We start from the raw sequence: 20,630 nt of genomic DNA, 5'->3' as shown, positions 1-20,630 counted from the left end.
CCTAACGCGTTTCGCCGGTTTCCGCCGCGTAGAGTTTCTGCTCCGCAACATCCAGATCTTCCGGAGTGGACAGGTGGAACCACAACCCGTCATGCACCATGGCGCGCAGTCTTTCCGCCTCGATGGCGCGGTCCCACAGCAGGTTGGTGCTGAACGGTCCCTGCGGCGCATCGGCGAACAGGCGGGCCGATGCGAGTTGCACCCCTGCGAACAGGTAGGGGACGATTTCCATTTCCTTGCGACGGCGGACATGGCCCAGCGGGTCCAGCACGAAATCGCCCGCGCCCACCTCGGCTGAAATCTGGAATGTGCGATGCACCAGCAGCAGCGCGTCCATCGCGTCAGCGCCACCCCATTGCGTCCAGGCTTCAGCCAGCCGGTCGAGCATCGGGATGGGGCCGTTGAGCCAGAACGCATCGCCATTGACGACGTAGAACGGCTCGGCCTGATCCAGCAGCCCGTCTTTCAGTGCGGCGACGATGGCTCCGCCCGTGTCGAGCAGGGTTTCCTCCGCCCGGACGACGATGCGCGGGTCATGACGGGCAGCGATATGGGCTGCGACCAGATCGCCTTTCCAATGGGCGTTGACCACCACATGCTCCACTCCGGCCTCGAACAGGCGATCAAGCGCGTGGTCCAGCAAGGTCCGTCCGGCCAGCGGCACCAGCGGCTTGGCGGTGGTGTCTGTCAGGGGGCGCATGCGGGTGCCAAGGCCAGCCGCCAGCAGCATTGCGTGTCGTATCGTCATAATTCTGGTCTTTAATCCTTGGCCGAGCCTGTCTGTTCCGGCAGCGGAAGCGCCGGGTTACCGCGCCGGGAGGCCGGCACGTGATCGTTGAAGAAATCCATCAGCGCCTGATTGGCCGGATGTGTCATAGCATGCAGCAGCCGACGCCAGGAGCGTGGTCCATGCGTCAGATAACCGGTCTTGCCATCGCGTTGTGCCAGCCGAACCCATAGCCCGGCATGCCGCATATGGCGCTGCGCCGCGCAGACCGCACAGGCTGCGGGCAGAGAGTCCGGTCCGGTCCGGTCGAGGCTCAGGCCAAGTGCTGTGGCATAACGTGCGATCTGCTGTTCCGCGAAACCATCCGGCATCTCCCGGCGTGCATCCTGAGTCAGGGAGACCAGATCATAGGCGCCATGCCCGGCCCCCAGATCCTGAAAATCGATGATGCCGGTGCGGCGGAAGCCATCCCGTTGTGGCAGCCAGAGCAGGTTGCCGCCCTCGAAATCGCGATGCACCGGAACGGGAGGAGAGACGGCCAAAATAGACAGCGTTTCATCCAGAGCAGCATGCAACGCGGCGGTGACGCGGGCGGAAGGCGCTTCTCCGAACGTGGCGGGCCACCACCAGCCCAGAAACGTGTCACTGGTTGCATCCCGCATGGCTGCGCCATCCCAGCGCAGCGGATCCGGTGGCATGGCCATACGGTGCAGCACGGTCAGCGCGCTGGTGGCGGCTTCTCCGAACGCATCCGCGTTGCTGTCATCCAGCAGGGTGCGATAGAGCGCATCGCCCAGATCTTCCAGCAGGACCAACCCGGCCTCGACATTGGCGGCCTCGATATGAGGAACGGACAGACCCGCGCCTTCCATGGCAGAGGCAATGCGTAGAAATGGCTCCACGGCTTCGTGGGGAGGTGGCGCATCCATCAGCACCAGCGTAGCGCCTGCTTGGTCATGCAGCCGCCAGTACCGGCGGAAGCTTGCATCCCCCGCCAGTAGCGTTCGCTGAAAATCCGTACACCTATGCTCGTCCAGAAAACGGGCGATGGCATCCTCGCGCATCGTTGTGGCGGCGGATGGGGTGCTCATCGGGGCAGGCGCTCAGCAGGCCAACCGGACAGATGGGCATGGCGCGCGCCATCGTTGTCGGGCACGGTTTCCAGCCTGATGGTCAGTGCCTGCGGCGGACGCAAATCTTCCAACCGGTCAGGCCATTCGACGATGACAATGTCTTTCAGCAAGGCGTCCCATCCCAATTCATGCAGCGCATCAGGGCCGTCCAGGCGCCATAGATCCAGATGGGCCACGGCTCCACGTGGCGTATCGTAGCTTTGCACCAGCGTATAGGTGGGGCTTGGCACTTCCATTGCCGGATCGACCGCCATATGGCGCAGCAAGGCACGGACCAACGTGCTTTTTCCGGCGCCGAGAGAGCCTTCCAGCAGGATGACATCACCGGCATGCAGCGTATCGGCGATCTGGCGGCCCAGAGCTTCCGTCGCTTCCTGATCGGTCAGTACCAGCATGTTCGATGAAGAAGAGGTTGTCAGGAACATGCGTCTTACTATGCCTCATCCGGAGCAATGCAACAGGCCCGGATCACCTTGCATGTAACCGGCGCCGCGCTTTTTGGGAATGTGGGCATCGGGAGTCAGAATAGGCAATTGTCGCATTTTCGTGGTCGTCTTATGGTCCCGCCCATGACACAGATTGACCTGGCCCCGCCTGCTTCTTCGACTCAGCCCCGTACAATCGACACCGATGTTGCTATTATCGGCGCGGGACCAGCCGGATTATTTGCTGCTTTCGAACTGGGTATGCTGCGGTTACGTGCCGTGCTGATCGATGCGTTGCAGGAGGTCGGTGGCCAGTGCGCGGCCCTGTATCCAGAAAAGCCGATCTATGACATTCCCGCCCATCCGGCGATTTCTGGTGGCGATCTGATCACGGCGCTGGAACGGCAGATTGCCCCTTTCGACGTGCCGCGCCTGCTGTCCCGCCGGGTGGAGACACTGACCGGAACACAGGGCGATTTCACCCTGACGACCAGTGCCGGCGATACGGTGCGTGCACGTGCCGTGGTGCTCGCGGCAGGCGCGGGTGCATTCGGACCGAACCGTCCGCCGCTGGATGGGCTGGAAGCATTCGAGGCTTCCGGTGCGGTCCAATATTATGTGCGTCGTCGGGAGGATTTTCGGGGGCGCTCCGTGGTTATCGCGGGGGGCGGTGATAGCGCTGTGGACTGGGCGCTGGCCTTACGCGGGATTGCAGCGCGGATTTTCGTGGTGCACCGGCGCGCCAAATTCCGTGCCGCCCCGGAATCGCTTGCGCAACTGGAGCAAGGTGCGGCGGCGGGGGAGGTAGAGCTGGTGGTCCCCTATCAACTGCATGGTCTTCAGGGTGCAGAGGGTGTGTTGTCCGTCGTTGAAGTTGCGACGCTCGATGGCGAGATACGGCGTCTGGAAGCTGACTGCCTGTTGCCTTTCTTCGGTCTGTCGATGGAGCTGGGGCCAATCGCGGAGTGGGGGCTGGCGCTGGAGCGTCATCACATCACGATCGATCCGTCACGTTGCGAGACCAATGTGCCAGGTATTTTCGCCATCGGGGATGTTGCCACCTATCCGGGCAAGCTGAAATTGATTCTACAGGGATTTAGCGAAGCCGCGATGGCGGCGCATGCCATCCATCCGATCGTGCATCCCGATCAGGCACTGCATTTTGAATATTCGACCAGCACCGGTGTCCCGGGCTGACCCGACATGGCATGTATTCCTTCATTTTGCCGCAATGATCGCCTAAGTGTGAAGGGATCATGAAACCGCTTATTGGCATTTCCTGTTGCACGAAGCCGTTCGGGGCTTTTTCGACGCCTAACCATGCTGCGTCGGATACGTATGTGCAGGTGACCGATGATGTCATCAGGGCTGTGCCGGTGCTGATCCCGGCGAATGGAGACCGCGCCGATCTCTCCACCCTGCTGAGTCGGCTGGATGGCGTTATTCTTACCGGTAGCCGATCCAACGTGCATCCCGATCAATATGGCGGTGCACCGCATGCGGAGGGAACGCCGGAAGATGTGCGGCGTGATGCGGTGACATTGCCATTGATCCGGGCCGCTGTGGCCTGCGGCGTGCCGATTCTGGCTATCTGCCGCGGGTTTCAGGAACTGAATGTCGCTCTGGGCGGCAGCCTGCATCAGGTTTTGCAGGATATGCCGGGTTATCTGGATCATTCCACTCCGATCGTACCGCAATCCTCTCTGCGCAATGGCAAGGCGCATATGGTCACCGCCGTGACCGATGGCTGGCTGCACCGCCTGTCTGACTCGGCCTCTTTTGCAGTGAACTCTCTGCATAATCAGGGCATCAACCGGCTGGCTCCTCCTCTGCGTGCTGATGCGCATGCGCCTGATGGTGTGATCGAGGCTGTCCGGGCGGTTGATTGCCCGGGGTTTGTGGTGGGCGTGCAATGGCATCCTGAATTCGATTATCTGACCGATACATTGTCGCATCGTATTTTCGAGGATTTTGGTGCGGCGGTGGAGGCTCGCCATCGGGGGATCACCGGGGAGGCAGCCATCCGTCCGGGCGGACTGGCCAGTGCGGCTGAATAAAGTCCGTCTGCATGGGGAGTGTGCTGGGGACAGCGCTGGTGTTTCTGGCGGGTTTTGATAAGCAGGATGGATGCAGAGCGTTTTTTCTCCCCCGACTCCCGTAATCGTGCCCGTGACGGATGGAAGAGGTTTTCCCGTCCGCAGAGTGTTCTGTGTCGGCAGGAACTATGCTGCTCATGCGCGTGAAATGGGGAGCGATCCGGCGCGCGAGCCGCCATTTTTCTTCTCCAAACCGGCCGATGCGGTGGTGCCAGGGGATGCAGATATTCCTTACCCGCCTGCGACCGCCCTGCTGCATCACGAGGTTGAGCTGGTTGTGGCGCTGCATTCCGGCGGACACGATATTCCGGTCCAGGCTGCGCTGTCCCATGTGTTCGGCTATGCGGTCGGGCTGGATCTGACGCGGCGCGATCTTCAGTTCGCGGCGCGTGATGCGGGGCGTCCGTGGGATATGGCGAAGGGGTTCGACCACTCCGCCCCCATCGGACCGATCACGCCGGCAATGGGTGGCAGATTGCCCAATAGAGAGTCGGATGGGGATATCGTGCTGACGGTCAATGGCACCGAGCGTCAGCGCGGCCGGCTGAGTGACATGATCTGGTCAGTCAGTGAAATTCTCTCGGCCCTGTCGCGACTGGTCACCCTTGCGGCCGGTGATTTGATCATGACCGGTACACCGGATGGGGTTTCTGCCTTGTCGCGCGGGGATGTCCTGAATGCATCCGTGTCTGGCCTGATCCCCCTGCGCAATCGCATCGTCTGAGGAAATGGCACTCATGCGTGTGCGTGTCGCGACCTGGAACATCAATTCCCTGCGCCTGCGTCTGCCCTTGCTGGAGAAAGTGCTGGCCGAGCTTGATCCCGATGTGCTGTGCCTTCAGGAAACCAAGGTGCCTGACCCCTTGTTTCCGGCAGATCTGTTCCCTGGTCGGGCGGCGGAACATCACGGTTATGCCCATGTCGCCTATCGCGGGATGAAAGGATATAACGGGGTTGCCATTCTCTCCCGGATTCCTTTCACAGTGGATGAGGCGGCTCCGGACTGGTGCGCCAAAGGCGACTGCCGTCATATGGCGGTGTCGCTGGCAGTGCCGTCAGGGCCTGTAGCGCTGCATAATTTCTATGTCCCTGCAGGCGGGGATGAGCCCGACCCGGCTATCAACCCGAAATTCGCGCATAAGCTGGCTTTCGTGGAGGAAGCCACGGCCTATTTTGCGGCGCAGTCTCCTTTTACCCGCACCATGCTTGTCGGCGACCTCAATATCGCTCCGCTGGAGCATGATGTCTGGAGCCACAAGCAGCTGCTGAATGTGGTAAGCCATACGCCGCCGGAGACCACCCGGATGGGACAATGGCTGGAAACCGGCTTCGTCGATGCAATACGCCATTTCGTGCCGTCGGACCGCAAGCATTATACGTGGTGGTCATACCGCAACCGGGACTGGCGTGCGTCTGATCGGGGGCGGAGGCTGGATCATGTCTGGGTCAGCCCTGATCTGGTGTCTTCACTGCAAGGCCATACAACCTTGAAAGAGGCCCGAGATTGGGAGCGTACTTCCGATCATGTACCCGTCAGCGTGACCTTGTCGCTGTAAGTCCCTTACCATTACGTAGGCCAATCCTCGAAGCCAACCCTCGGGGAGGGTCGCTTCAGGGAAGCAGCCGGTATCCCCCTCCTTCAGTGGTAAGGAGTTGAGCGCTGGAAGGATCCTGCTCGATTTTTTGCCGCAGGCGATAGATGTGGGTCTCCAGAGTATGGGTGGTGACGGCGGCATTGTAGCCCCATACTTCATTCAACAGCACCTCCCGCGCTACGGCCTTGGTTCCGGCACGGTAGAGAAATTTCAGAATGGAGGCTTCTTTCTCGGTCAGTCGAATGCGCTTGTTCTGTTCGGTTTCCAGCAGTTTTGCGGCGGGCTTGAAGATGTAGGGACCGATTTTGAATTCTGCATCCTCGCTGTTTTCGTAGCTGCGCAGCTGGTTGCGGACGCGGGCCAGCAATTCGGCCATGCGGAAAGGCTTGGCGATATAATCATTCGCCCCTGCCTCAAGCCCGCGTACGACATCGTGTTCTTCGTCGGAACCAGTCAGGATGATAATCGGCACCTTGACGCCCATGCGCCGCCAGCGCACGCACAGATCCCGCCCGTCCCCATCCGGCAGGCCGACATCCAGAATAATGGCATCAAAGCGAGAGATGTTATCGCTGAGAAAATCTTCTGCCTCTTTTCCGTTGATGGCCGGGATAGCGACGAACTCCCCGTCGACCGACAGCTGATCAGACAGGGTTTCCCGTAGCATTGTATCGTCATCAACGACCAGGATAGGGCGTGTGTGTGTCATACGGGTTGTCTCCAATCGAGGCAGGCCTGTAGAGAGTGGTATGTTACGGATAGCAGGTAAAGTCAAAATGTCATCGTAATGATGAAAGTCAAAACCATAGACATTATGATAGATGTTTTTTGGTCACAGAAATGTTGTGAAGGGGTTTTTCATGCATTGATATAGGAAAGAAAAAATTAAATTTTCAGTTGTATTTTTCAATTGTAACTGAGCAAGAATATCATCTTTCAAAGAAGCTGACAATTTTTGTAATCATTGTTTTTTTGAATGGCACATTGGTTTAAATGGAAAAGAATACGGCAAACTATATGGAAGCGATCATAAGTCCGGATGGACGGCTGATGTATCGGAATACCGTTCTTCGAGTTGCGTTGGGGCGAGCGGGCGTTACGACCTGCAAGCAGGAAGGGGACGGAGCTACCCCGGTCGGCACACTTCCTCTCCGTCGGGTGTTTTACAGGGCTGATCGTCTGGCAATACCGGTTTGTGCCTGCCCGCTGGAGCCAATCGCCCCGTCTGATGGTTGGTGTGATGATCCGGCGCATCCACAATATAATTGCCGGATAACCCGACCATTTTCAGCCAGTCATGAAGAATTATGGCGTCAGGATGATCTCTACGATATTATCGGTGTGTTGGGATGGAATGATCAACCGGTGGAAAAAGGCAGAGGCTCTGCCATTTTTCTGCATATCGCAGAGCGGGACTATCAGCCTACGGCGGGGTGCCTTGCTCTTGCGGCCCCGGATGTTATCCGTCTGCTCAAGGACGGAATAACATCATTCAGGGTGTTGCCTGCCTGAGGGCTGGATTAGATGAGAAAATTAACCTGCTTCTGTGACGCAAAGATGTGGCTATCACAAGCGATGGGAAGATGGTCAGAGCGGGTGGGTCGTTTTTGACTCTCCACCCGACCTTGCCAGAGCATCTAAGCCGTCAGGCAACTTCTTCGCGTGATTCTTCCAGAGCCGTGGCGTAACCATCCTGTACCATTTTATTGGCCACAGACTGTGCGGCCAGCGCCCGTGCCATCTGGCTGAGGGCTTCCTGATGCTTCTCGTTGTCGATCGCTGCGAAGTTGCGTGCCAGTTCGAGGCACATGCGCTGCCGCGTCGTCAGATCGGCTGTTCTGCTTTCAGTAGAAAAACCATCAAAAAACCAGGAAATCGGCACATTCAGCACGTGCGATATCTGATAAAGTCGGCCCGCTGAAATACGGTTCAGCCCGCGCTCATATTTATGGGCTTGCTGATAGGTCACGCCAATCATCTGGGCCAGCTGCTGCTGGGACAGCCCAAGCATGACCCTGCGCTCCCTGATGCGATTGCCCACATGCCTGTCTGCATCACTGGCCCTGGCTGCGGCGCGGCCGCCTGAAGTGGTTCGTGAGGTTGCAGCAAGAATGCTTTCTTCATCAGCAACAGGATATGCCGCGTTCGGCTGGGGCAGGTGTTCTGCATCCTGTGCGATATGATTAGTAGAAGACTGCATGTTTCAATTCCTGTCGGACACTACCGGATTTGACCCTTCAATATCGGGGAGGGGTTCAGAGAAGAGTTCAGATGGTATGGCTTGCAACCAGATCGATCATAGCAAGTGTAACAAAGACAATAAATTGATAAGTGTCCTCCATTAATACAATCACGTTCTTGTGAATTTTGTCATTAAATAAAGGTAGCCACCTTATAATCGTTATTCAAAATTGCTTTGTGCTTTCTTTAGTTGATCTTTGAGAGATTTTATTTCTTCTTTTAGTTGAATGATCTCCTGATCGGCAGAGAAACGCTCTTCCTGTTTTTCCGAGACTGGAGTCTCCGGTCCTTTATAGAATGGATTGAAAAGACTCATGGCTTTTTCAATCATGGCCATATTCTGACGGCTGACTTCTTCCAAAGTACTGCTGGAAGCGAACGGGAAAAAGCTGCCCATAGTGTGTTGTACCGCACTGCGCATCTGCTGTTGCTGATGGGCGAAGGTGCTCATGGCTTCCTCAAGATAGCGGGGAACAATGGATTGCAGGCTATCCCCGTAAAACCCGATCAACTGCCGAAGGAAGGTAGTGGGCAGCATGGCCCGCCCCTTGTTTTCTTCGTCGACGATAATCTGGGTCAGAACGCTTCTTGTGATGTCTTCGCCGCTTTTGGCATCGAAGACGGAGAATTCGCGCCCCGTGCGGACCATGTCGGCCAGATTTTCGAGCGTGATGTAACAGGATGTCTCGGTATTATAGAGGCGGCGGTTGGCGTATTTTTTGATAATGACGGGTGGCGGGGCCCCATGGGAATCATCCTGGGCATCACCCTGTTCCGGTGCTGCTTCTCCATTCGCCACGTGATTGATAGAGGCGTTTTTGACGGACCTGGACGGGCGTCCAGCAGCACGGGAAGAAGCGGGACGCGGGTTGGGCATGGACATACTCTGCTCTGCGGGGCCTGCATCGACGTTACCGGGAGGGCGTCAGCGGGGCCAGAACTATATGCTGTGCTTATAGCGCAGCCGGGAGGAGCCGTGATGACCGGTTTTAAATCCTGAGCGAAACAAGAAGCATCGCTGGCCGGTATTCTCGCATCTGTCACATTGTGGCAAGCACGATCTTTCCTCATTGGAAGAAATGGGTGATTCATGGCGGGAAACGACACGGGGGCAGGACCGTCGACGGAAGGAAGCGGATCCGGGACGACGTCCGATTCGACATCCACCGCTGATTTTGCCCGTGACTGGGTCGATCTGTGGCAGAGCGAATTATCGGCGCGTGCCAGCGATCCGGACTCTTTGTCTGCGTGGCAGGCTCTGGCGCAGAACTGGTCGACGCTGGCAGCGCAGTCGATGGAAACCATGCAGGCTGCTCTGAAAGCCTCGCAGGAGCGTGGCTATCAGCAGGAGCCGGGACAGGCGGGCGGAGAAAAAAGTGGATCACAACAGTCCCGATCCGGCGGACAGGCCGGAGCAGCCGCGTCCCATGCACCGCAGCGGCCCCCGCCCGCTCGGCCTGCATCTGACCCTCGCGATGATGCGCTCCGGTTTCTCCTTGGCAGGGTTGCAGAGCTGGAAAAGCGGCTGGCCCGCCTGGAAAACGCCGCATGCGGCGGAGATAACGGAGAAGCTGCTGCAAAACCTCGTGGCAGAAAGGCCTCATCACGGGAAAGCGAAGGTAAAAGCTGAACCCTCCCCGCTGTTGGAGCAGGCGGTCTGGACCGAAGCCCTTCAGCGTGATGCGGCCCTGATTGCGGGCGTGGCGGCATATCGCCGTCATCCTTATTATCGCCATGCTCCGCCGCGGCAGGTGGTCTGGCGGGAGGGGGGAAGCACGGTTCTGCGGCACCCTGCGCCGGGTTCCGGCCATTTACCACCTGTTTTGCTGGTCCCCAGCTTGATCAATCGCGGCTATGTACTCGATCTGGCACCGGGTTATTCCCTGATGGATCGGCTGGCTCAGGCCGGGTATCGCGTTTTTCTGCTGGAATGGGGCGGCCCGGGGGGAACTGAACAGCATTTCGGTCTGACCGACTATATTGCGGGCCGTCTGGATCGCGCCGTGCAGGCTATTACCGATCTCACCGATCAGACTCTGGTCATGGCTGGATATTGTATGGGGGGCCTGTTGGCTCTCGCCGCGTCTCTGCGCCGTCCGGAGGCGGTGCGGGCGCTTGCCCTGTTGGCCACTCCTTGGGATTTCCATGCGGCCGGGCCGGAGCACCAGCGTCTGAGTGCTGCGTTGCAGCCGGTTCTGGGCGGGGTGTTGAAACAGTACGGCTGCCTGCCGGTGGATATTCTCCAGATTATGTTTGCGTTGATTGAGCCGTTTGCGGTTGCGGATAAATACCGTGCTTTTGGTCGCCTGCCGCAGGACCATCCGCGTGCCGACCATTTCGTGGCGCTGGAGGACTGGCTCAATGACGGGATCTCCCTCGCGGCTCCGGTGGCTCAGGAGGTGGTGAATGGCTGGTATTGCGACAATCTGCCGGCACAAGGCGGGTGGAGAGTGGATGGGCATATCGTTGATCCCGCCGCATTGCACTGCCCGGCTTTTGTGGCCGTTCCGTCGCGGGACCGGATCGTGCCGCCCGCCAGCGCGCTGAAGCTGGCACAGCTCATCCCTGGTGCGTTGCTGCACCGGATGGAGGCAGGCCATATTGGCATGACGGCGGGCCGCTCGGCAGAGTCTGTGCTGTGGCAGCCTTTGCTGCGTTGGCTGGGAACTGTCTGAGTTCAGGCCTACTCGGCTGGTTCAGTGATCCCGCGCTGGGGGGCGGAGGGATAGACGCCGAGGATTTTCACTTCCCGGCTGAAAAAACGAAGTTCTTCAAGCGCCCGGCGGAGCGGCGGCTGTTCGGGATGACCGATCACGTCGCACAGGAACTGTGTGGCGGTGAAGGCACCGTCCAGCATATAGCTTTCCAGCTTGATCAGATTGATGCCGTTGGTAGCGAACCCTCCCAGTGCCTTGTAGAGCGCGGCCGGGATGTTGCGCACGCGAAAGACAAAGGTGGTCATTGTATCGGCGCGTTCCGGCTCGGGCGGAGCGGCGGCGGTGGAGACGACGTAAAAGCGGGTGGTATTATGGGCTGCATCCTCGACATTCCGGCGCAGGATATTCAGGCCGTAAATTTCGGCGGCGAGGGGGGAGGCGATGGCGGCATCCTCGGTACCCCCCAGTTCGGCAACCAGCTTTGCAGCGCCTGCGGTATCGGCTTCCACGACGGCTTCAAGCCCCAGATCGCGCAGGATGTTACGGACCTGACCCAGTGCTACGGCGTGGGATCGGGCTCGCTTCAGCGTTTCCAGCGTCGCGCCATGCGGGGCCAGCAGGGCATGCTCCACGCGCTGGAAATGCTCGCCGACGATGAACAGCCCGCTGGCAGGCAATAGGGAGTGAATATCCGGCACCCGCCCGGCCAATGTGTTCTCGCAAGGCAGCATGGCCAGATCGGCCTGTCCTTCGCGTACGGCCTCGATGACGGCTTCGAAAGTCGGGCAGGGCAGGGTTTTCAGATGCGGATAGGCGGCACGGCAGGCGAGGTCGGAATAGGCGCCCGGTTGCCCTTGAAACGCGATTGGACCGCGATAGGACGCGGGGGGTGGTGCAGGGGGGAAAGGATTCATGCCGAAGGCTCCGTGACGGAGGATGACCAGTTACGGAGCACTGCGCGGGCGCGTTCCAGATCGTCCGGCGTATCGACGCCAAAGGGCGCGTGCGCGACGCGGGCGCAGCCAATTCGCATGCCGGCCTCCAGCGCACGCAGCTGTTCCAGCTTCTCGCGTTTTTCCAGCGGGCTTTCAGGCAGGCAGACAAACCGGTCCAGCGCGGTACGCCGATAGGCATAAATGCCGATATGATGCCAGAGTGGCCCCGGCCCTGATGGTACCGCCGCACGGGAGAAATACAGCGCCGGAGCGACGGTGCCGGACGGATCAGGAAAAGCGCAGACGGCCTTGACCACGGCGGGGGAGGTCCGCTCTTCCTCAGTGGTGATTTCCGCCACCAGCGTGGCGATGTCAAAAGTCGGGCTGCGCAGAGGCTTCAGCACGGCGCTGATCATATCCGGCGGGATGGTGGGCAGATCGCCCTGAAGATTGACCACCGCATTATATCGCATCTCCGGATCGAGCGCGCCCAGTGCGGCATGCACACGGTCGGTCCCGGCGGGCAGGTCCGGATCGGTCATGATGGCGGTTCCACCTGCGGCACGCACGACGGCGGCAATTTCTTCCTCTGCGCAGGCGACGGCCACCGGCCCGATTCCGGCCTCCATCGCCCGGTCCAGCACATGCAGGATCATCGGGCGCCCGTTGAGATCGGCGAGAGGTTTGCCGGGCAGGCGGCTCGATCCCATGCGGCTGGGAATGACGATGAGAGGGGTCATGCGGTCGATCCTGACGCGTCGCCATGATCATGACCAGATGGCCTGCGACGATGCGATTATCCGTGTTAGACAGAAAGCAGGCCTTTAAGCCAGAAGCGGGGCGCTGGGAATGACCCGTTGGGGGGAAGAACGGGTTTGTACGAGGTGGGGCAGGTATGAAACCGGTCATGATCTGGGCAGTGGCGTTCGGCGTGGCGGCGCTTGGGCTCGCCGGATGGCGGTTGTTGCCGGGCATGTGGGGGGATGAAACCCCGGTTCCGGTGCCCTCGATCGCCTTGCTGATGGCCAGCGCTGATCCGGCGAAGGGCGAGGTGGCCGCCGAACGGCATTGTCACCGTTGCCACGCTTTGACAGGATCGCCCGATGCCCGCACCGTGGCGCCGCCCTTGCGCGGCGTGACAGGGCGGGAACGTGCGTCGGTTCCCGGTTTTCACTATTCCCATGCCTTGAAAGAGATGCACGGACAATGGGATACGGACTCCCTCAATGCTTGGCTTTTCCGGCCGTCCGCTTTTGCTCCCGGCACCCGAATGTCTTTTGCCGGGGTCAAGGATGATCGGGAAAGAGCTGACATCATAGCCTATCTGCGCGTCATTTCCGGCCTGCCACCGGCTTCCGCACGGCAGTCCGGGCAACCGTGAGTGCCCGATGAGTTCTCCCCTCGACCGTTCTCTGCGTGACCGTCTGATTGCCGTTGCCGAGGGTGCCGCCGATAAAGCGGCCTCCGTGATCAGGCCGCTGTTTCGTACCCGGCTGGATGCTGCGCTGAAAACCGACCAGTCCCCGGTCACCATCGCCGACCGCAAGGCGGAGGAGGTGATGCGGCGGCTGATTACCGATGCTTTTCCCGATCACGGCATTCTGGGCGAGGAATACGGGCTGGAACGTGCAGAGGCCGATTTCCGCTGGGTGCTTGATCCCATCGACGGCACCCGCGCCTTTATCACCGGTCGCCCGACTTTCGGCACGCTGATCGGGCTGATGTGGCGCGGCGAACCCGTGCTGGGCCTGATTGACCAGCCTGTTACCGGAGAACGCTGGGTCGGCGAACGCGCCCTGACCTCGGAGGATGTCGTGCATCCCACATGTTTTACCGGTCCTTTCGGGGGGCAAGTCGGCATCAGACCCTGCGCCCGGCTGGAAGATGCGGAGCTTTCCGCCACCAGCCCGGAGATGTTCGGCGATGACCTGCCCCGCTGGCAATCTTTCGCCCGCCATGCCCGCCGGGTGAGCTGGGGCGGCGATTGTTATGCGTATGGGCTGCTGGCACTGGGGCAGATCGACATCGTGGCCGAGGCGGATCTGAAAATCTGGGACTGGGCTGCCCTGTTGCCGGTGGTGGAGGGGGCGGGCGGACGCATGACATGCTGGTCCGGCGAACCTCTCTCCGAGCACGGCTCGGGCCGTACGCTGGCGGTGGGCGATCCGGCTCTGCTGCCGCAGGCCGTTGCCACTCTGTCCGAATCTTCTTCCGGCATGCGTACGAAATAAGGAACCGATGCCATGCGCCGCCGCAGTTTATTGACCACTGGCCTGACCACTGGCCTGACTGCCGGAGCCATCTCTCCGGCCCTGTTTCTGATGCCCGGCACCATGCGCCGGGCGGGGGCGCAGTTTCTGCGCGACCTGCCGCCGGGCGTGGTGCGCACTCATGCCGTGACCACGGTAGGAGCGCCGCAACTGCCGGCGGATTTCAAAAATTTCCCCTATGCCAATCCCGATGCTCCCAAGGGCGGGGAGATTGTGCAGGCGGAAACAGGCAGTTTCGACAGTCTCAATCCGTTCATCCTGCGCGGCGTTGCCGGGCCGGTCGGTGCGGTGTGGGATACGTTGCTGGTCAGCACGGCGGACGAGCCTGAAACCGGCTATGCCCACCTCGCACAGGTGATCGAGATCGCGGCGGATCGTCGCTCGGTCGCGTTCGAGCTGAGGCCGGAGGCGCGTTTCCATGACGGACATAAGCTGACAGCGGAAGACGTGGCCTGGACGTTTGAGACGCTGATGAAGCATGGGCGTCCGCAACAGCGTGCCTACTATGCCGATGTCGAGAAAGCGGAAGCACAGGGTCCCCACCGTGTGGTGTTTCATTTCCGCACGGATCAGAATCGCGAGTTGCCGCTGATCATCGGACAGCTTTCGGTATTGCCGAAACATTGGTGGGAAAAGCGCGACTTTACCCAACCCCTGACGGAGCCGCCGCTCGGCTCCGGACCGTATCAGGTCGGGAAAGTGGATTTCGGCCGCAGCCTGACGATGGAGCGGGTGAAGGACTGGTGGGCCGCCAACCTGCCGACAGGGCGGGGACTTTATAATTTCGACCGTATGCGCACGGAATTTTTCCGTGATCCGACTATTGCGTTCGAGGCATTCAAGGCCGGACAGGTAGATATCAGGGTCGAGAATATCGCCCGCCAATGGGCTACCGGCTATGATTTTCCGGCGGTGAAGGAAGGTCGGATCAAGCGGGAACAACTGCCCTGGAACCTGCCATTCGGCATGGTCGGGTTCGGGATGAATACGCGCCTGAGCAAGTTCAGTGACCCGCGTGTCCGCGAGGCCATCGTCTGTGCCTTCGATTTCGAGTGGGCGAACAAAAATCTGTTTTATGGCCGTTATCAGCGGCTGAAATCCTATTACACTTTCACGGAATGTGCGTCCTCCGGACTGCCGTCGAAGGAGGAGCTGGCTCTGCTGGAACCGTTCCGGACTCAGCTTCCGCCGCGTCTGTTCACAGAGCCATATACGCTTCCGGTCACGGATGGCTCCGGCAATAATCGTGATGTCCTGCGCCACTGCCTTACCTTGTTGAAAGAGGCTGGATGGACGGTCAAGGAAGGCAAGCTGGTCGATGCCAGCGGGCAGCAATTGTCTTTCGAGATTCTGCTGGATAATCCGCCTTTCGAGCGGGTACTGCTGCCGTATACGCAGTCTCTCGCCAAACTCGGGATCGACGCGCGTATTCGCAGTGTGGACCCGGCGCAGGCGCAGCATTTGCAGGAAGAGTTCAACTTCGACATGGCGTTGATGCAGTTCCCTGAATCCGACAGTCCAGGCAACGAGCAGATCGGTTTCTGGAGCAGTGCCAGTGCGAAGGAAAAGGGCAGCAACAATCTGATGGGTGTCTCCAGCCCGGTGGTGGATGCGCTGGTCGCCAAAGTCATCACCGCCCCGGATCGTGCCAGCCAGGTTACGGCCTGCCGTGCGTTGGATCGGGTGTTGCTGTGGGGTTGGTATATCATGCCGAATTGGACGGCGGCGACCATGAACGTCGCATACTGGAACCGCTTCGCGCATGTCGACAAACCGGTGCGCAGTGGATTTGCGCTGGATTCATGGTGGGCTGTGTCCCCCACAAAAGGCTGATCGACGCATGACCGGCTATATCCTGCGGCGTCTGTTGCTGGTTCTGCCGACGCTGTTCGGTATTATCGCCATCAATTTCGCCGTCGTGCAGTTCGCGCCTGGCGGACCGGTGGAACAGGTGATCGCCGAACTGAAAGGCCATGCTGGTGGTGGCGCGATGGGCCGGCTGACCGGCGGTGGTGCGGAGGTTGCACAATCAACAAGCCTTGCCGGCCGTTATCGCGGCGATGCCGGGCTTGATCCACATTTGTTGCAGGATATCAAAGGCATGTTCGGTTTCGACAAACCGCCTTTGACGCGCTTCTGGCTGATGCTGAAAGGCTATCTGCAATTCGATTTCGGGCAGAGTTTTTTCCGTGGGCAGAGCGTGCTGCATCTGGTGATGACACGTTTGCCGGTCAGTATCTCGCTTGGGTTATGGTCCACATTGCTGGTCTATCTGGTGTCGATCCCGCTCGGGATCGCCAAGGCCACGCGTGAGGGAACCCGTTTCGACGTGGTAACCTCCATGGTTGTGCTGATCGGATACGCAATTCCCGGTTTTCTGTTTGCCGTGTTGCTGGCGGTGCTGTTTGCAGGCGGCTCGTTCGTGCAGTGGTTTCCGCTGCGTGGTCTCACCAGTGAAGGGGCGGAAAACTGGAGTTTTGTCAGCCGTGTGCTCGATTATGGCTGGCATATGGTTTTACCGACAATCGCGCTGGTGGTGGGCGGTTTTGCCAGCTTGACCCTGCTGACGCGGAACTGCTTTATCGAGGAAATCAGGAAACAGTATGTCCTGACCGCCCGCGCAAAGGGGGCCAGTGAAAATCGCGTCTTGTACGGACATGTTTTTCGGAATGCGATGCTGCTGATTGTCTCCGGTTTTCCAGCGGCGTTTGTGAGCATCCTGTTTTCCTCCGCCTTGCTGATCGAGATCGTGTTCTCGCTGGACGGGCTGGGCCTGCTCGGCTTCGATGCGGCTATCCGCCGTGATTATCCGGTGATGTTCGGGACGCTGTATATCTTCACGCTGATCGGGTTGCTGATGCAGATTGTGGGCGACCTGATGTACACCGCGGTCGATCCTCGCATCGATTTCGAGGGCCGTTCCTGATGCAAAACGGCGAAGTGCCAATGACGCAGGCGCAGCGCCGCTGGATGGCGTTTCGTGCCAACCGGCGGGGGTACTGGTCGACATGGATTTTTGCCGTCCTGTTCACGATCTGCCTGTTCGCCGAGTTCGTCGCCAATGATCGCCCCTTGCTGCTGCGTTTCGACGGGCGTTGGTATGTGCCGGTGTTGCAAAATCTGAATGAGGACACCTTCGGGTCCGATTTTCTGCCGACCGAAGCCGATTACACCGATCCGGAGGTCATGCGGGCCATCAATGCAAAAGGCTGGGCCATCTGGCCGCTGATTCCGTTTCGATATGATACCACGATCAAGGATCTGAAGACCTCTGCGCCGACCCCACCGGATCGCCGTAACTGGCTGGGCACCGATGATCGTGCGCGGGATGTGCTGGCGAACGTGATTTACGGGTTTCGTCTGTCGGTTCTGTTCGGCTTTGCTCTGACGGCGGTTTCCAGTTTTGTCGGCATCGCGGCAGGCGCCGTGCAGGGATATTATGGCGGTCTGGTCGATCTGACATTTCAGCGTTTCATCGAAATCTGGTCGGGGATGCCGCAGCTTTATCTGCTGATCATTCTGGGCAGCATCATCGAGCCGGGTTTCTGGATATTGCTGTTGTTCCTTTTGCTGTTCAGCTGGATGGCACTGACCGGTGTGGTGCGGGCGGAGTTCCTGCGCGGACGGGCGCTGGATTATGTGCGCGCCGCGCGGGCGCTGGGTGTGTCCGATGCGTGGATCATGGCGCGCCATATCCTGCCCAATGCGATGGTGGCCGTGCTGACCTTTCTGCCTTTCACGCTGTCCGGCTCCGTCACGGTGTTGGCCAGTCTGGATTTTCTGGGGTTCGGCATGCCGCCAGGGTCGCCCTCGCTGGGGGAGCTGGTGTTGCAGGGTAAAAACAATGTCAGCGCGCCCTGGCTTGGTCTGACGGCGTTTTTCGTGCTTGGCACGATCCTGACCCTGCTTGTGTTCATGGGTGAGGCGGTGCGGGATGCTTTTGATCCGCGCAAGCATATCGGTGCCTTGCCGGCGCCTCCCTTATCCGCATCCCGCATGGAGGAGGCGGCCCGCATGGAGGAGACGGAATGAGACCGTCACACGATCCGCGTCCTGGTACCGCCGCACAGACCCTGCTGGAGATTGCCGATCTGTCGGTGCGGTTTGCGGCAAGGGAGGTGGTCAAGCGCGTCTCTTTTTCTGTCCGGCGTGGCGAGACGCTGGCGCTGGTAGGAGAGTCCGGCTCCGGCAAGTCGCTGACCGCATTGTCGATTCTGCAACTTCTGCCGGATGGGGCGCAGTGCTCCGGCCGGATCGCGCTGGATGGCGTGCCGATGATCGGAGCCGCCCCGGCAGTATTGCGGCAGATGCGCGGTGGCGTGGCCGGGATGATCTTTCAGGAGCCGATGACGAGCCTGAACCCGCTTCACCGGATCGGGCGACAAGTGGGCGAGGCTCTGGCGCTGCATGGCCGCAAGCCGGATAAGGCGGCGGTCGCATATCTGCTGCGTCAGGCTGGTTTCGCGGATGCGGAAACGCGCCTGCATGCTTTTCCGCATCAGCTTTCAGGGGGGCAACGCCAGCGTGTCATGATTGCGATGGCGCTGGCCAACGATCCGGCTCTGCTGATTGCCGATGAGCCGACCACCGCGCTGGATGTCACGATTCAGGCCCAGATCCTCGACCTGCTGGCGGAGCAGAAACGAGCCCGTCAGCTGGGCCTGCTGCTGATCACCCATGACCTCACCGTTGTGCGCCGCCACGCCGACCGTGTCTGTGTCATGCGGCATGGAGAGATCGTCGAGCAGGGAGCGGTGAAGGATGTATTCTCCGCCCCTGCGCATCCCTACACCAGGATGCTGCTGGATGCGGAGCCATCGGGGACGGCCTCTCCCTTGCCGGGATCACCGCCGGAACTGGCATCGGCGCGCAATCTGAAAGTGTATTTTCCGATCCGTGGCGGTCTGTTGCGGCGTGTGACCGGGCATGTCAGGGCGGTAGATGACGTGACACTGACGGTGCGGGAAGGTGAAACGCTGGGGCTGGTCGGAGAATCCGGGTCGGGCAAATCGACCATTGGCCAGGCTCTGCTGCGCCTGCAACCTTCGGAAGGGGTGATCCGCTTTGCCGGGCGTGATTTGCAGGGGTTGGGCGAACGCAGCCTGCGCCCGTTGCGGCGCGATATGCAGATTGTGTTTCAGGATCCGTTCGGCAGCCTCTCCCCCCGGATGAGTGTGCGGGAGATCATCGGTGAAGGTCTGGCTGTGCATGAACCCCATCAGAAACGCACAGAGCGGGAAGCACGGGTTGCGCGGGCGCTGGAAGAGGTCGGCCTGCCGCAAGACGCGGCGGAACGCTATCCGCATGAATTCAGTGGCGGCCAGCGCCAGCGTATCGCCATTGCCCGTGCGTTGGTGTTGCAGCCGCGCTTCATCGTGCTGGATGAGCCGACCAGTGCTCTGGATATGTCCGTGCAGGCGCAGATCGTCACCCTACTGCGTGGATTACAGGCTCGCTACGGCATGGGATATCTGTTTATCAGCCATGATTTGCGTGTTGTGCGCGCCCTTGCGCATCGGGTTGCGGTTCTGAGACGCGGAGCCGTGGTGGAGGAAGGGGAAACGGCGGCGATTTTCGAGCGTCCCGCCGATCCTTACACGCGCAGCCTGATTGCGGCGGCTTTTCAGGTTCAGTCCGGCTGAGCCAGTCTCATCCAGGGCGCGGGGGTGGGGGTCAGACTCTGCTCCCCAGCCTGAACGGGCGCATGCAGCGCTTCGAGCCGCAGGATCGCCAGGCCGGTATTCCCGCGGGAGGATCGCATCGTCCCGACCTCCTTGCCATCCTGCATCAGCGGGGTTTCTCGGGGGGGCAGAGGGGCATGGCCCGTGACGGGCACCAGCCTGCGTTTCAGCAGGCCGCGATAGCGGGTGCGGGCCGTCAGTTCCTGTCCCATATAGCAGCCTTTGGTCCAGGAAATGCCGTTCAGCTCATCAAACCCGGCTTCCAGCAGCACGGTTTTATCTGCTTCCAGATCGGCGCTGCCATCCGGCAGGCCCAGTGACAGACGATGCGCGTCATAGGCGGCGGCATCCCCCTCCGGCAGAATTCCGGCCCCGGCCAGGGCACGCCAGCCAGCATCAGGCAGCCTCGGGTCAGGGGCGACGCAGACGGAACCGGCAGGGATGGGTGCGCTGCCCCATCCGGCATGAACGTGCAGATCAGATTCTGCACTGATCGCCACCCGTGCCCGTAGACGGAACCGGCTGAGCTTCTGCACCAACATGGCAGCCTGTATGGCCTCGACATCCAGCAACAGGCGTTGTCCATCGGAGAAGATGAAGAAATCGGCGATCCATTTGCCCTGCGGCGTCAGCATGGCCGCCCAGATGGCCTGTCCGGGCGCGGTCAGAGTCACATCGTTCGAGACCAGTCCCTGAAGGAATGTCACACGATCTTCCCCGGTCACGGCCAGAACGGCGCGATGGGGCAGCAGGGCGGAGCAGGCGTTTTCCTGTGTCATGCGGCAGATGTGGCGTGCTGTGCGAGGCAGGGCAAGAGAGCATTTTTTATGCGGATATGGTCGAGCCTGTCTGATCCGGTGCTAAAAGAAG

At 60.2% G+C, this 20,630-nt stretch carries 22 protein-coding genes; 13 read left to right on the top strand and 9 right to left on the bottom strand.

Features of this window, described 5'->3' with window-relative positions:
- Position 1: 1 nt before the first annotated feature.
- The 3 genes from GbCGDNIH6_RS10005 to tsaE are packed head-to-tail and all read right to left on the bottom strand — an operon-like array spanning position 2 to position 2,285.
- On the bottom strand, positions 2 to 748 hold the full coding sequence (locus tag GbCGDNIH6_RS10005) for a nucleotidyltransferase family protein (RefSeq protein ID WP_072563768.1): 747 nt from the start codon (positions 746 to 748) through the stop codon (positions 2 to 4).
- A gap of 11 nt (positions 749 to 759) precedes the next feature.
- Entirely contained in the window at positions 760 to 1,818 is a 1,059-nt protein-coding gene (locus GbCGDNIH6_RS10000; protein WP_081370087.1) for an aminoglycoside phosphotransferase family protein, read from the bottom strand.
- A complete protein-coding gene (tsaE, locus tag GbCGDNIH6_RS09995) occupies positions 1,815 to 2,285 on the bottom strand; it encodes a tRNA (adenosine(37)-N6)-threonylcarbamoyltransferase complex ATPase subunit type 1 TsaE (protein WP_072563767.1) in 471 nt (156 codons plus the stop codon). The genes GbCGDNIH6_RS10000 and tsaE overlap by 4 nt, the downstream gene beginning before the upstream one ends.
- 144 nt (positions 2,286 to 2,429) lie before the next feature.
- Here tsaE and GbCGDNIH6_RS09990 point away from each other — a divergent pair, with 144 nt between their 5' ends.
- The 4 genes from GbCGDNIH6_RS09990 (at position 2,430) to GbCGDNIH6_RS09975 (ending at position 5,937) form a co-directional block, all read left to right on the top strand.
- Complete coding sequence (locus GbCGDNIH6_RS09990; RefSeq protein WP_072564525.1) at positions 2,430 to 3,482, top strand: NAD(P)/FAD-dependent oxidoreductase; 1,053 nt, start codon at positions 2,430 to 2,432, stop codon at positions 3,480 to 3,482.
- Between the two features lie 59 nt (positions 3,483 to 3,541).
- Positions 3,542 to 4,342 carry a gamma-glutamyl-gamma-aminobutyrate hydrolase family protein gene (locus GbCGDNIH6_RS09985; RefSeq protein ID WP_072563766.1) on the top strand — a complete coding sequence of 267 codons (801 nt, stop codon included), beginning with the start codon at positions 3,542 to 3,544 and terminating at the stop codon, positions 4,340 to 4,342.
- A 70-nt stretch (positions 4,343 to 4,412) separates the two neighbouring features.
- Entirely contained in the window at positions 4,413 to 5,105 is a 693-nt protein-coding gene (locus tag GbCGDNIH6_RS09980) for a fumarylacetoacetate hydrolase family protein (protein WP_072563765.1), read from the top strand.
- Positions 5,106 to 5,109: 4 nt separating this feature from the next.
- On the top strand, positions 5,110 to 5,937 hold the full coding sequence (locus GbCGDNIH6_RS09975) for an exodeoxyribonuclease III (protein WP_072563764.1): 828 nt from the start codon (positions 5,110 to 5,112) through the stop codon (positions 5,935 to 5,937).
- Between the two features lie 55 nt (positions 5,938 to 5,992).
- Here the strand turns inward: GbCGDNIH6_RS09975 and GbCGDNIH6_RS09970 are convergent, their stop codons facing one another.
- Positions 5,993 to 6,685 carry a response regulator transcription factor gene (locus tag GbCGDNIH6_RS09970; protein WP_072563763.1) on the bottom strand — a complete coding sequence of 231 codons (693 nt, stop codon included), beginning with the start codon at positions 6,683 to 6,685 and terminating at the stop codon, positions 5,993 to 5,995.
- 308 nt (positions 6,686 to 6,993) lie between these two features.
- Here GbCGDNIH6_RS09970 and GbCGDNIH6_RS09965 point away from each other — a divergent pair, with 308 nt between their 5' ends.
- Positions 6,994 to 7,488, top strand: a complete 495-nt coding sequence (locus GbCGDNIH6_RS09965) for a L,D-transpeptidase family protein (protein ID WP_072564524.1) — start codon at positions 6,994 to 6,996, stop codon at positions 7,486 to 7,488.
- 133 nt (positions 7,489 to 7,621) lie between these two features.
- On the opposite strand, the gene GbCGDNIH6_RS09960 is transcribed toward GbCGDNIH6_RS09965, so the two are convergent.
- On the bottom strand, positions 7,622 to 8,176 hold the full coding sequence (locus tag GbCGDNIH6_RS09960; protein ID WP_081370085.1) for a helix-turn-helix domain-containing protein: 555 nt from the start codon (positions 8,174 to 8,176) through the stop codon (positions 7,622 to 7,624).
- A 201-nt stretch (positions 8,177 to 8,377) separates the two neighbouring features.
- Entirely contained in the window at positions 8,378 to 9,100 is a 723-nt protein-coding gene (gene phaR / locus GbCGDNIH6_RS09955) for a polyhydroxyalkanoate synthesis repressor PhaR (protein WP_198355753.1), read from the bottom strand.
- Positions 9,101 to 9,307: 207 nt separating this feature from the next.
- Here phaR and GbCGDNIH6_RS12660 point away from each other — a divergent pair, with 207 nt between their 5' ends.
- Together GbCGDNIH6_RS12660 and GbCGDNIH6_RS09950 are read left to right on the top strand one after the other, a co-directional pair.
- Positions 9,308 to 9,847 carry a hypothetical protein gene (locus GbCGDNIH6_RS12660; RefSeq protein WP_232449798.1) on the top strand — a complete coding sequence of 180 codons (540 nt, stop codon included), beginning with the start codon at positions 9,308 to 9,310 and terminating at the stop codon, positions 9,845 to 9,847.
- Entirely contained in the window at positions 9,804 to 10,892 is a 1,089-nt protein-coding gene (locus GbCGDNIH6_RS09950; RefSeq protein ID WP_232449796.1) for an alpha/beta fold hydrolase, read from the top strand. Before GbCGDNIH6_RS12660 ends, GbCGDNIH6_RS09950 begins: the two co-directional genes overlap by 44 nt.
- 8 nt (positions 10,893 to 10,900) lie before the next feature.
- Here the strand turns inward: GbCGDNIH6_RS09950 and GbCGDNIH6_RS09945 are convergent, their stop codons facing one another.
- Together GbCGDNIH6_RS09945 and GbCGDNIH6_RS09940 are read right to left on the bottom strand one after the other, a co-directional pair.
- Complete coding sequence (locus tag GbCGDNIH6_RS09945; protein ID WP_072563762.1) at positions 10,901 to 11,788, bottom strand: prephenate dehydratase; 888 nt, start codon at positions 11,786 to 11,788, stop codon at positions 10,901 to 10,903.
- Positions 11,785 to 12,549, bottom strand: coding sequence for a 3-deoxy-manno-octulosonate cytidylyltransferase (locus GbCGDNIH6_RS09940; RefSeq protein ID WP_072563761.1), 765 nt, complete (start codon positions 12,547 to 12,549; stop codon positions 11,785 to 11,787). Before GbCGDNIH6_RS09940 ends, GbCGDNIH6_RS09945 begins: the two co-directional genes overlap by 4 nt.
- Before the next feature lie 167 nt (positions 12,550 to 12,716).
- Here GbCGDNIH6_RS09940 and GbCGDNIH6_RS09935 point away from each other — a divergent pair, with 167 nt between their 5' ends.
- From GbCGDNIH6_RS09935 to GbCGDNIH6_RS09910, 6 genes are read left to right on the top strand one after another with little or no spacing between them, the layout of a single operon-like run.
- The gene (locus GbCGDNIH6_RS09935; RefSeq protein WP_157692416.1) at positions 12,717 to 13,190 is read left to right on the top strand and encodes a c-type cytochrome; all 474 of its coding nucleotides are present in this window, start codon (positions 12,717 to 12,719) and stop codon (positions 13,188 to 13,190) included.
- 7 nt (positions 13,191 to 13,197) lie between these two features.
- Entirely contained in the window at positions 13,198 to 14,040 is an 843-nt protein-coding gene (locus GbCGDNIH6_RS09930) for an inositol monophosphatase family protein (RefSeq protein ID WP_072563759.1), read from the top strand.
- A 12-nt stretch (positions 14,041 to 14,052) separates the two neighbouring features.
- Positions 14,053 to 15,912 (top strand): extracellular solute-binding protein, encoded by a 1,860-nt coding sequence (locus GbCGDNIH6_RS09925; protein ID WP_072563758.1) that lies wholly within the window; start codon positions 14,053 to 14,055, stop codon positions 15,910 to 15,912.
- A gap of 7 nt (positions 15,913 to 15,919) precedes the next feature.
- Positions 15,920 to 17,005: a microcin C ABC transporter permease YejB gene (locus GbCGDNIH6_RS09920; RefSeq protein ID WP_025287315.1), complete on the top strand. Its 1,086-nt coding sequence runs from the start codon at positions 15,920 to 15,922 to the stop codon at positions 17,003 to 17,005.
- A gap of 20 nt (positions 17,006 to 17,025) precedes the next feature.
- Positions 17,026 to 18,111 (top strand): ABC transporter permease, encoded by a 1,086-nt coding sequence (locus GbCGDNIH6_RS09915; RefSeq protein WP_232449795.1) that lies wholly within the window; start codon positions 17,026 to 17,028, stop codon positions 18,109 to 18,111.
- The gene (locus tag GbCGDNIH6_RS09910; protein WP_025287313.1) at positions 18,108 to 19,721 is read left to right on the top strand and encodes an ABC transporter ATP-binding protein; all 1,614 of its coding nucleotides are present in this window, start codon (positions 18,108 to 18,110) and stop codon (positions 19,719 to 19,721) included. The genes GbCGDNIH6_RS09915 and GbCGDNIH6_RS09910 overlap by 4 nt, the downstream gene beginning before the upstream one ends.
- On the opposite strand, the gene ygfZ is transcribed toward GbCGDNIH6_RS09910, so the two are convergent.
- Positions 19,709 to 20,539, bottom strand: a complete 831-nt coding sequence (gene ygfZ, locus GbCGDNIH6_RS09905) for a CAF17-like 4Fe-4S cluster assembly/insertion protein YgfZ (protein ID WP_072563756.1) — start codon at positions 20,537 to 20,539, stop codon at positions 19,709 to 19,711. The two genes, GbCGDNIH6_RS09910 and ygfZ, sit on opposite strands and share 13 nt — an antisense overlap.
- Between the last annotated feature and the right edge of the window lie 91 nt (positions 20,540 to 20,630).

The sequence above is a fragment of the Granulibacter bethesdensis genome (assembly GCF_001889525.1).
Lineage (GTDB): Bacteria > Pseudomonadota > Alphaproteobacteria > Acetobacterales > Acetobacteraceae > Granulibacter > Granulibacter bethesdensis_C.
The sequence above is the reverse complement of the archived record's forward strand: the minus strand, read 5'-3'. Positions and strand labels throughout refer to the sequence as shown.

What these genes read in the sequence shown, in the direction of transcription:
- GbCGDNIH6_RS09940 (WP_072563761.1), bottom strand. Translation starts at nt 12,549, where the DNA reads ATGACCCCTCTCATCGTCATTCCCAGCCGCATGGGATCGAGCCGCCTG.
- GbCGDNIH6_RS09970 (WP_072563763.1), bottom strand. Translation starts at nt 6,685, where the DNA reads ATGACACACACACGCCCTATCCTGGTCGTTGATGACGATACAATGCTA.
- GbCGDNIH6_RS09910 (WP_025287313.1), top strand. Translation starts at nt 18,108, where the DNA reads ATGAGACCGTCACACGATCCGCGTCCTGGTACCGCCGCACAGACCCTG.
- GbCGDNIH6_RS09915 (WP_232449795.1), top strand. Translation starts at nt 17,026, where the DNA reads ATGACGCAGGCGCAGCGCCGCTGGATGGCGTTTCGTGCCAACCGGCGG.
- GbCGDNIH6_RS09935 (WP_157692416.1), top strand. Translation starts at nt 12,717, where the DNA reads ATGATCTGGGCAGTGGCGTTCGGCGTGGCGGCGCTTGGGCTCGCCGGA.
- GbCGDNIH6_RS09945 (WP_072563762.1), bottom strand. Translation starts at nt 11,788, where the DNA reads ATGAATCCTTTCCCCCCTGCACCACCCCCCGCGTCCTATCGCGGTCCA.
- GbCGDNIH6_RS12660 (WP_232449798.1), top strand. Translation starts at nt 9,308, where the DNA reads ATGGCGGGAAACGACACGGGGGCAGGACCGTCGACGGAAGGAAGCGGA.
- ygfZ (WP_072563756.1), bottom strand. Translation starts at nt 20,539, where the DNA reads ATGACACAGGAAAACGCCTGCTCCGCCCTGCTGCCCCATCGCGCCGTT.
- GbCGDNIH6_RS09985 (WP_072563766.1), top strand. Translation starts at nt 3,542, where the DNA reads ATGAAACCGCTTATTGGCATTTCCTGTTGCACGAAGCCGTTCGGGGCT.
- GbCGDNIH6_RS10000 (WP_081370087.1), bottom strand. Translation starts at nt 1,818, where the DNA reads ATGAGCACCCCATCCGCCGCCACAACGATGCGCGAGGATGCCATCGCC.
- GbCGDNIH6_RS09960 (WP_081370085.1), bottom strand. Translation starts at nt 8,176, where the DNA reads ATGCAGTCTTCTACTAATCATATCGCACAGGATGCAGAACACCTGCCC.
- GbCGDNIH6_RS09975 (WP_072563764.1), top strand. Translation starts at nt 5,110, where the DNA reads ATGGCACTCATGCGTGTGCGTGTCGCGACCTGGAACATCAATTCCCTG.
- phaR (WP_198355753.1), bottom strand. Translation starts at nt 9,100, where the DNA reads ATGTCCATGCCCAACCCGCGTCCCGCTTCTTCCCGTGCTGCTGGACGC.
- GbCGDNIH6_RS09925 (WP_072563758.1), top strand. Translation starts at nt 14,053, where the DNA reads ATGCGCCGCCGCAGTTTATTGACCACTGGCCTGACCACTGGCCTGACT.
- GbCGDNIH6_RS09920 (WP_025287315.1), top strand. Translation starts at nt 15,920, where the DNA reads ATGACCGGCTATATCCTGCGGCGTCTGTTGCTGGTTCTGCCGACGCTG.
- GbCGDNIH6_RS09930 (WP_072563759.1), top strand. Translation starts at nt 13,198, where the DNA reads ATGAGTTCTCCCCTCGACCGTTCTCTGCGTGACCGTCTGATTGCCGTT.
- tsaE (WP_072563767.1), bottom strand. Translation starts at nt 2,285, where the DNA reads ATGTTCCTGACAACCTCTTCTTCATCGAACATGCTGGTACTGACCGAT.
- GbCGDNIH6_RS09990 (WP_072564525.1), top strand. Translation starts at nt 2,430, where the DNA reads ATGACACAGATTGACCTGGCCCCGCCTGCTTCTTCGACTCAGCCCCGT.
- GbCGDNIH6_RS09980 (WP_072563765.1), top strand. Translation starts at nt 4,413, where the DNA reads ATGCAGAGCGTTTTTTCTCCCCCGACTCCCGTAATCGTGCCCGTGACG.
- GbCGDNIH6_RS10005 (WP_072563768.1), bottom strand. Translation starts at nt 748, where the DNA reads ATGACGATACGACACGCAATGCTGCTGGCGGCTGGCCTTGGCACCCGC.
- GbCGDNIH6_RS09965 (WP_072564524.1), top strand. Translation starts at nt 6,994, where the DNA reads ATGGAAGCGATCATAAGTCCGGATGGACGGCTGATGTATCGGAATACC.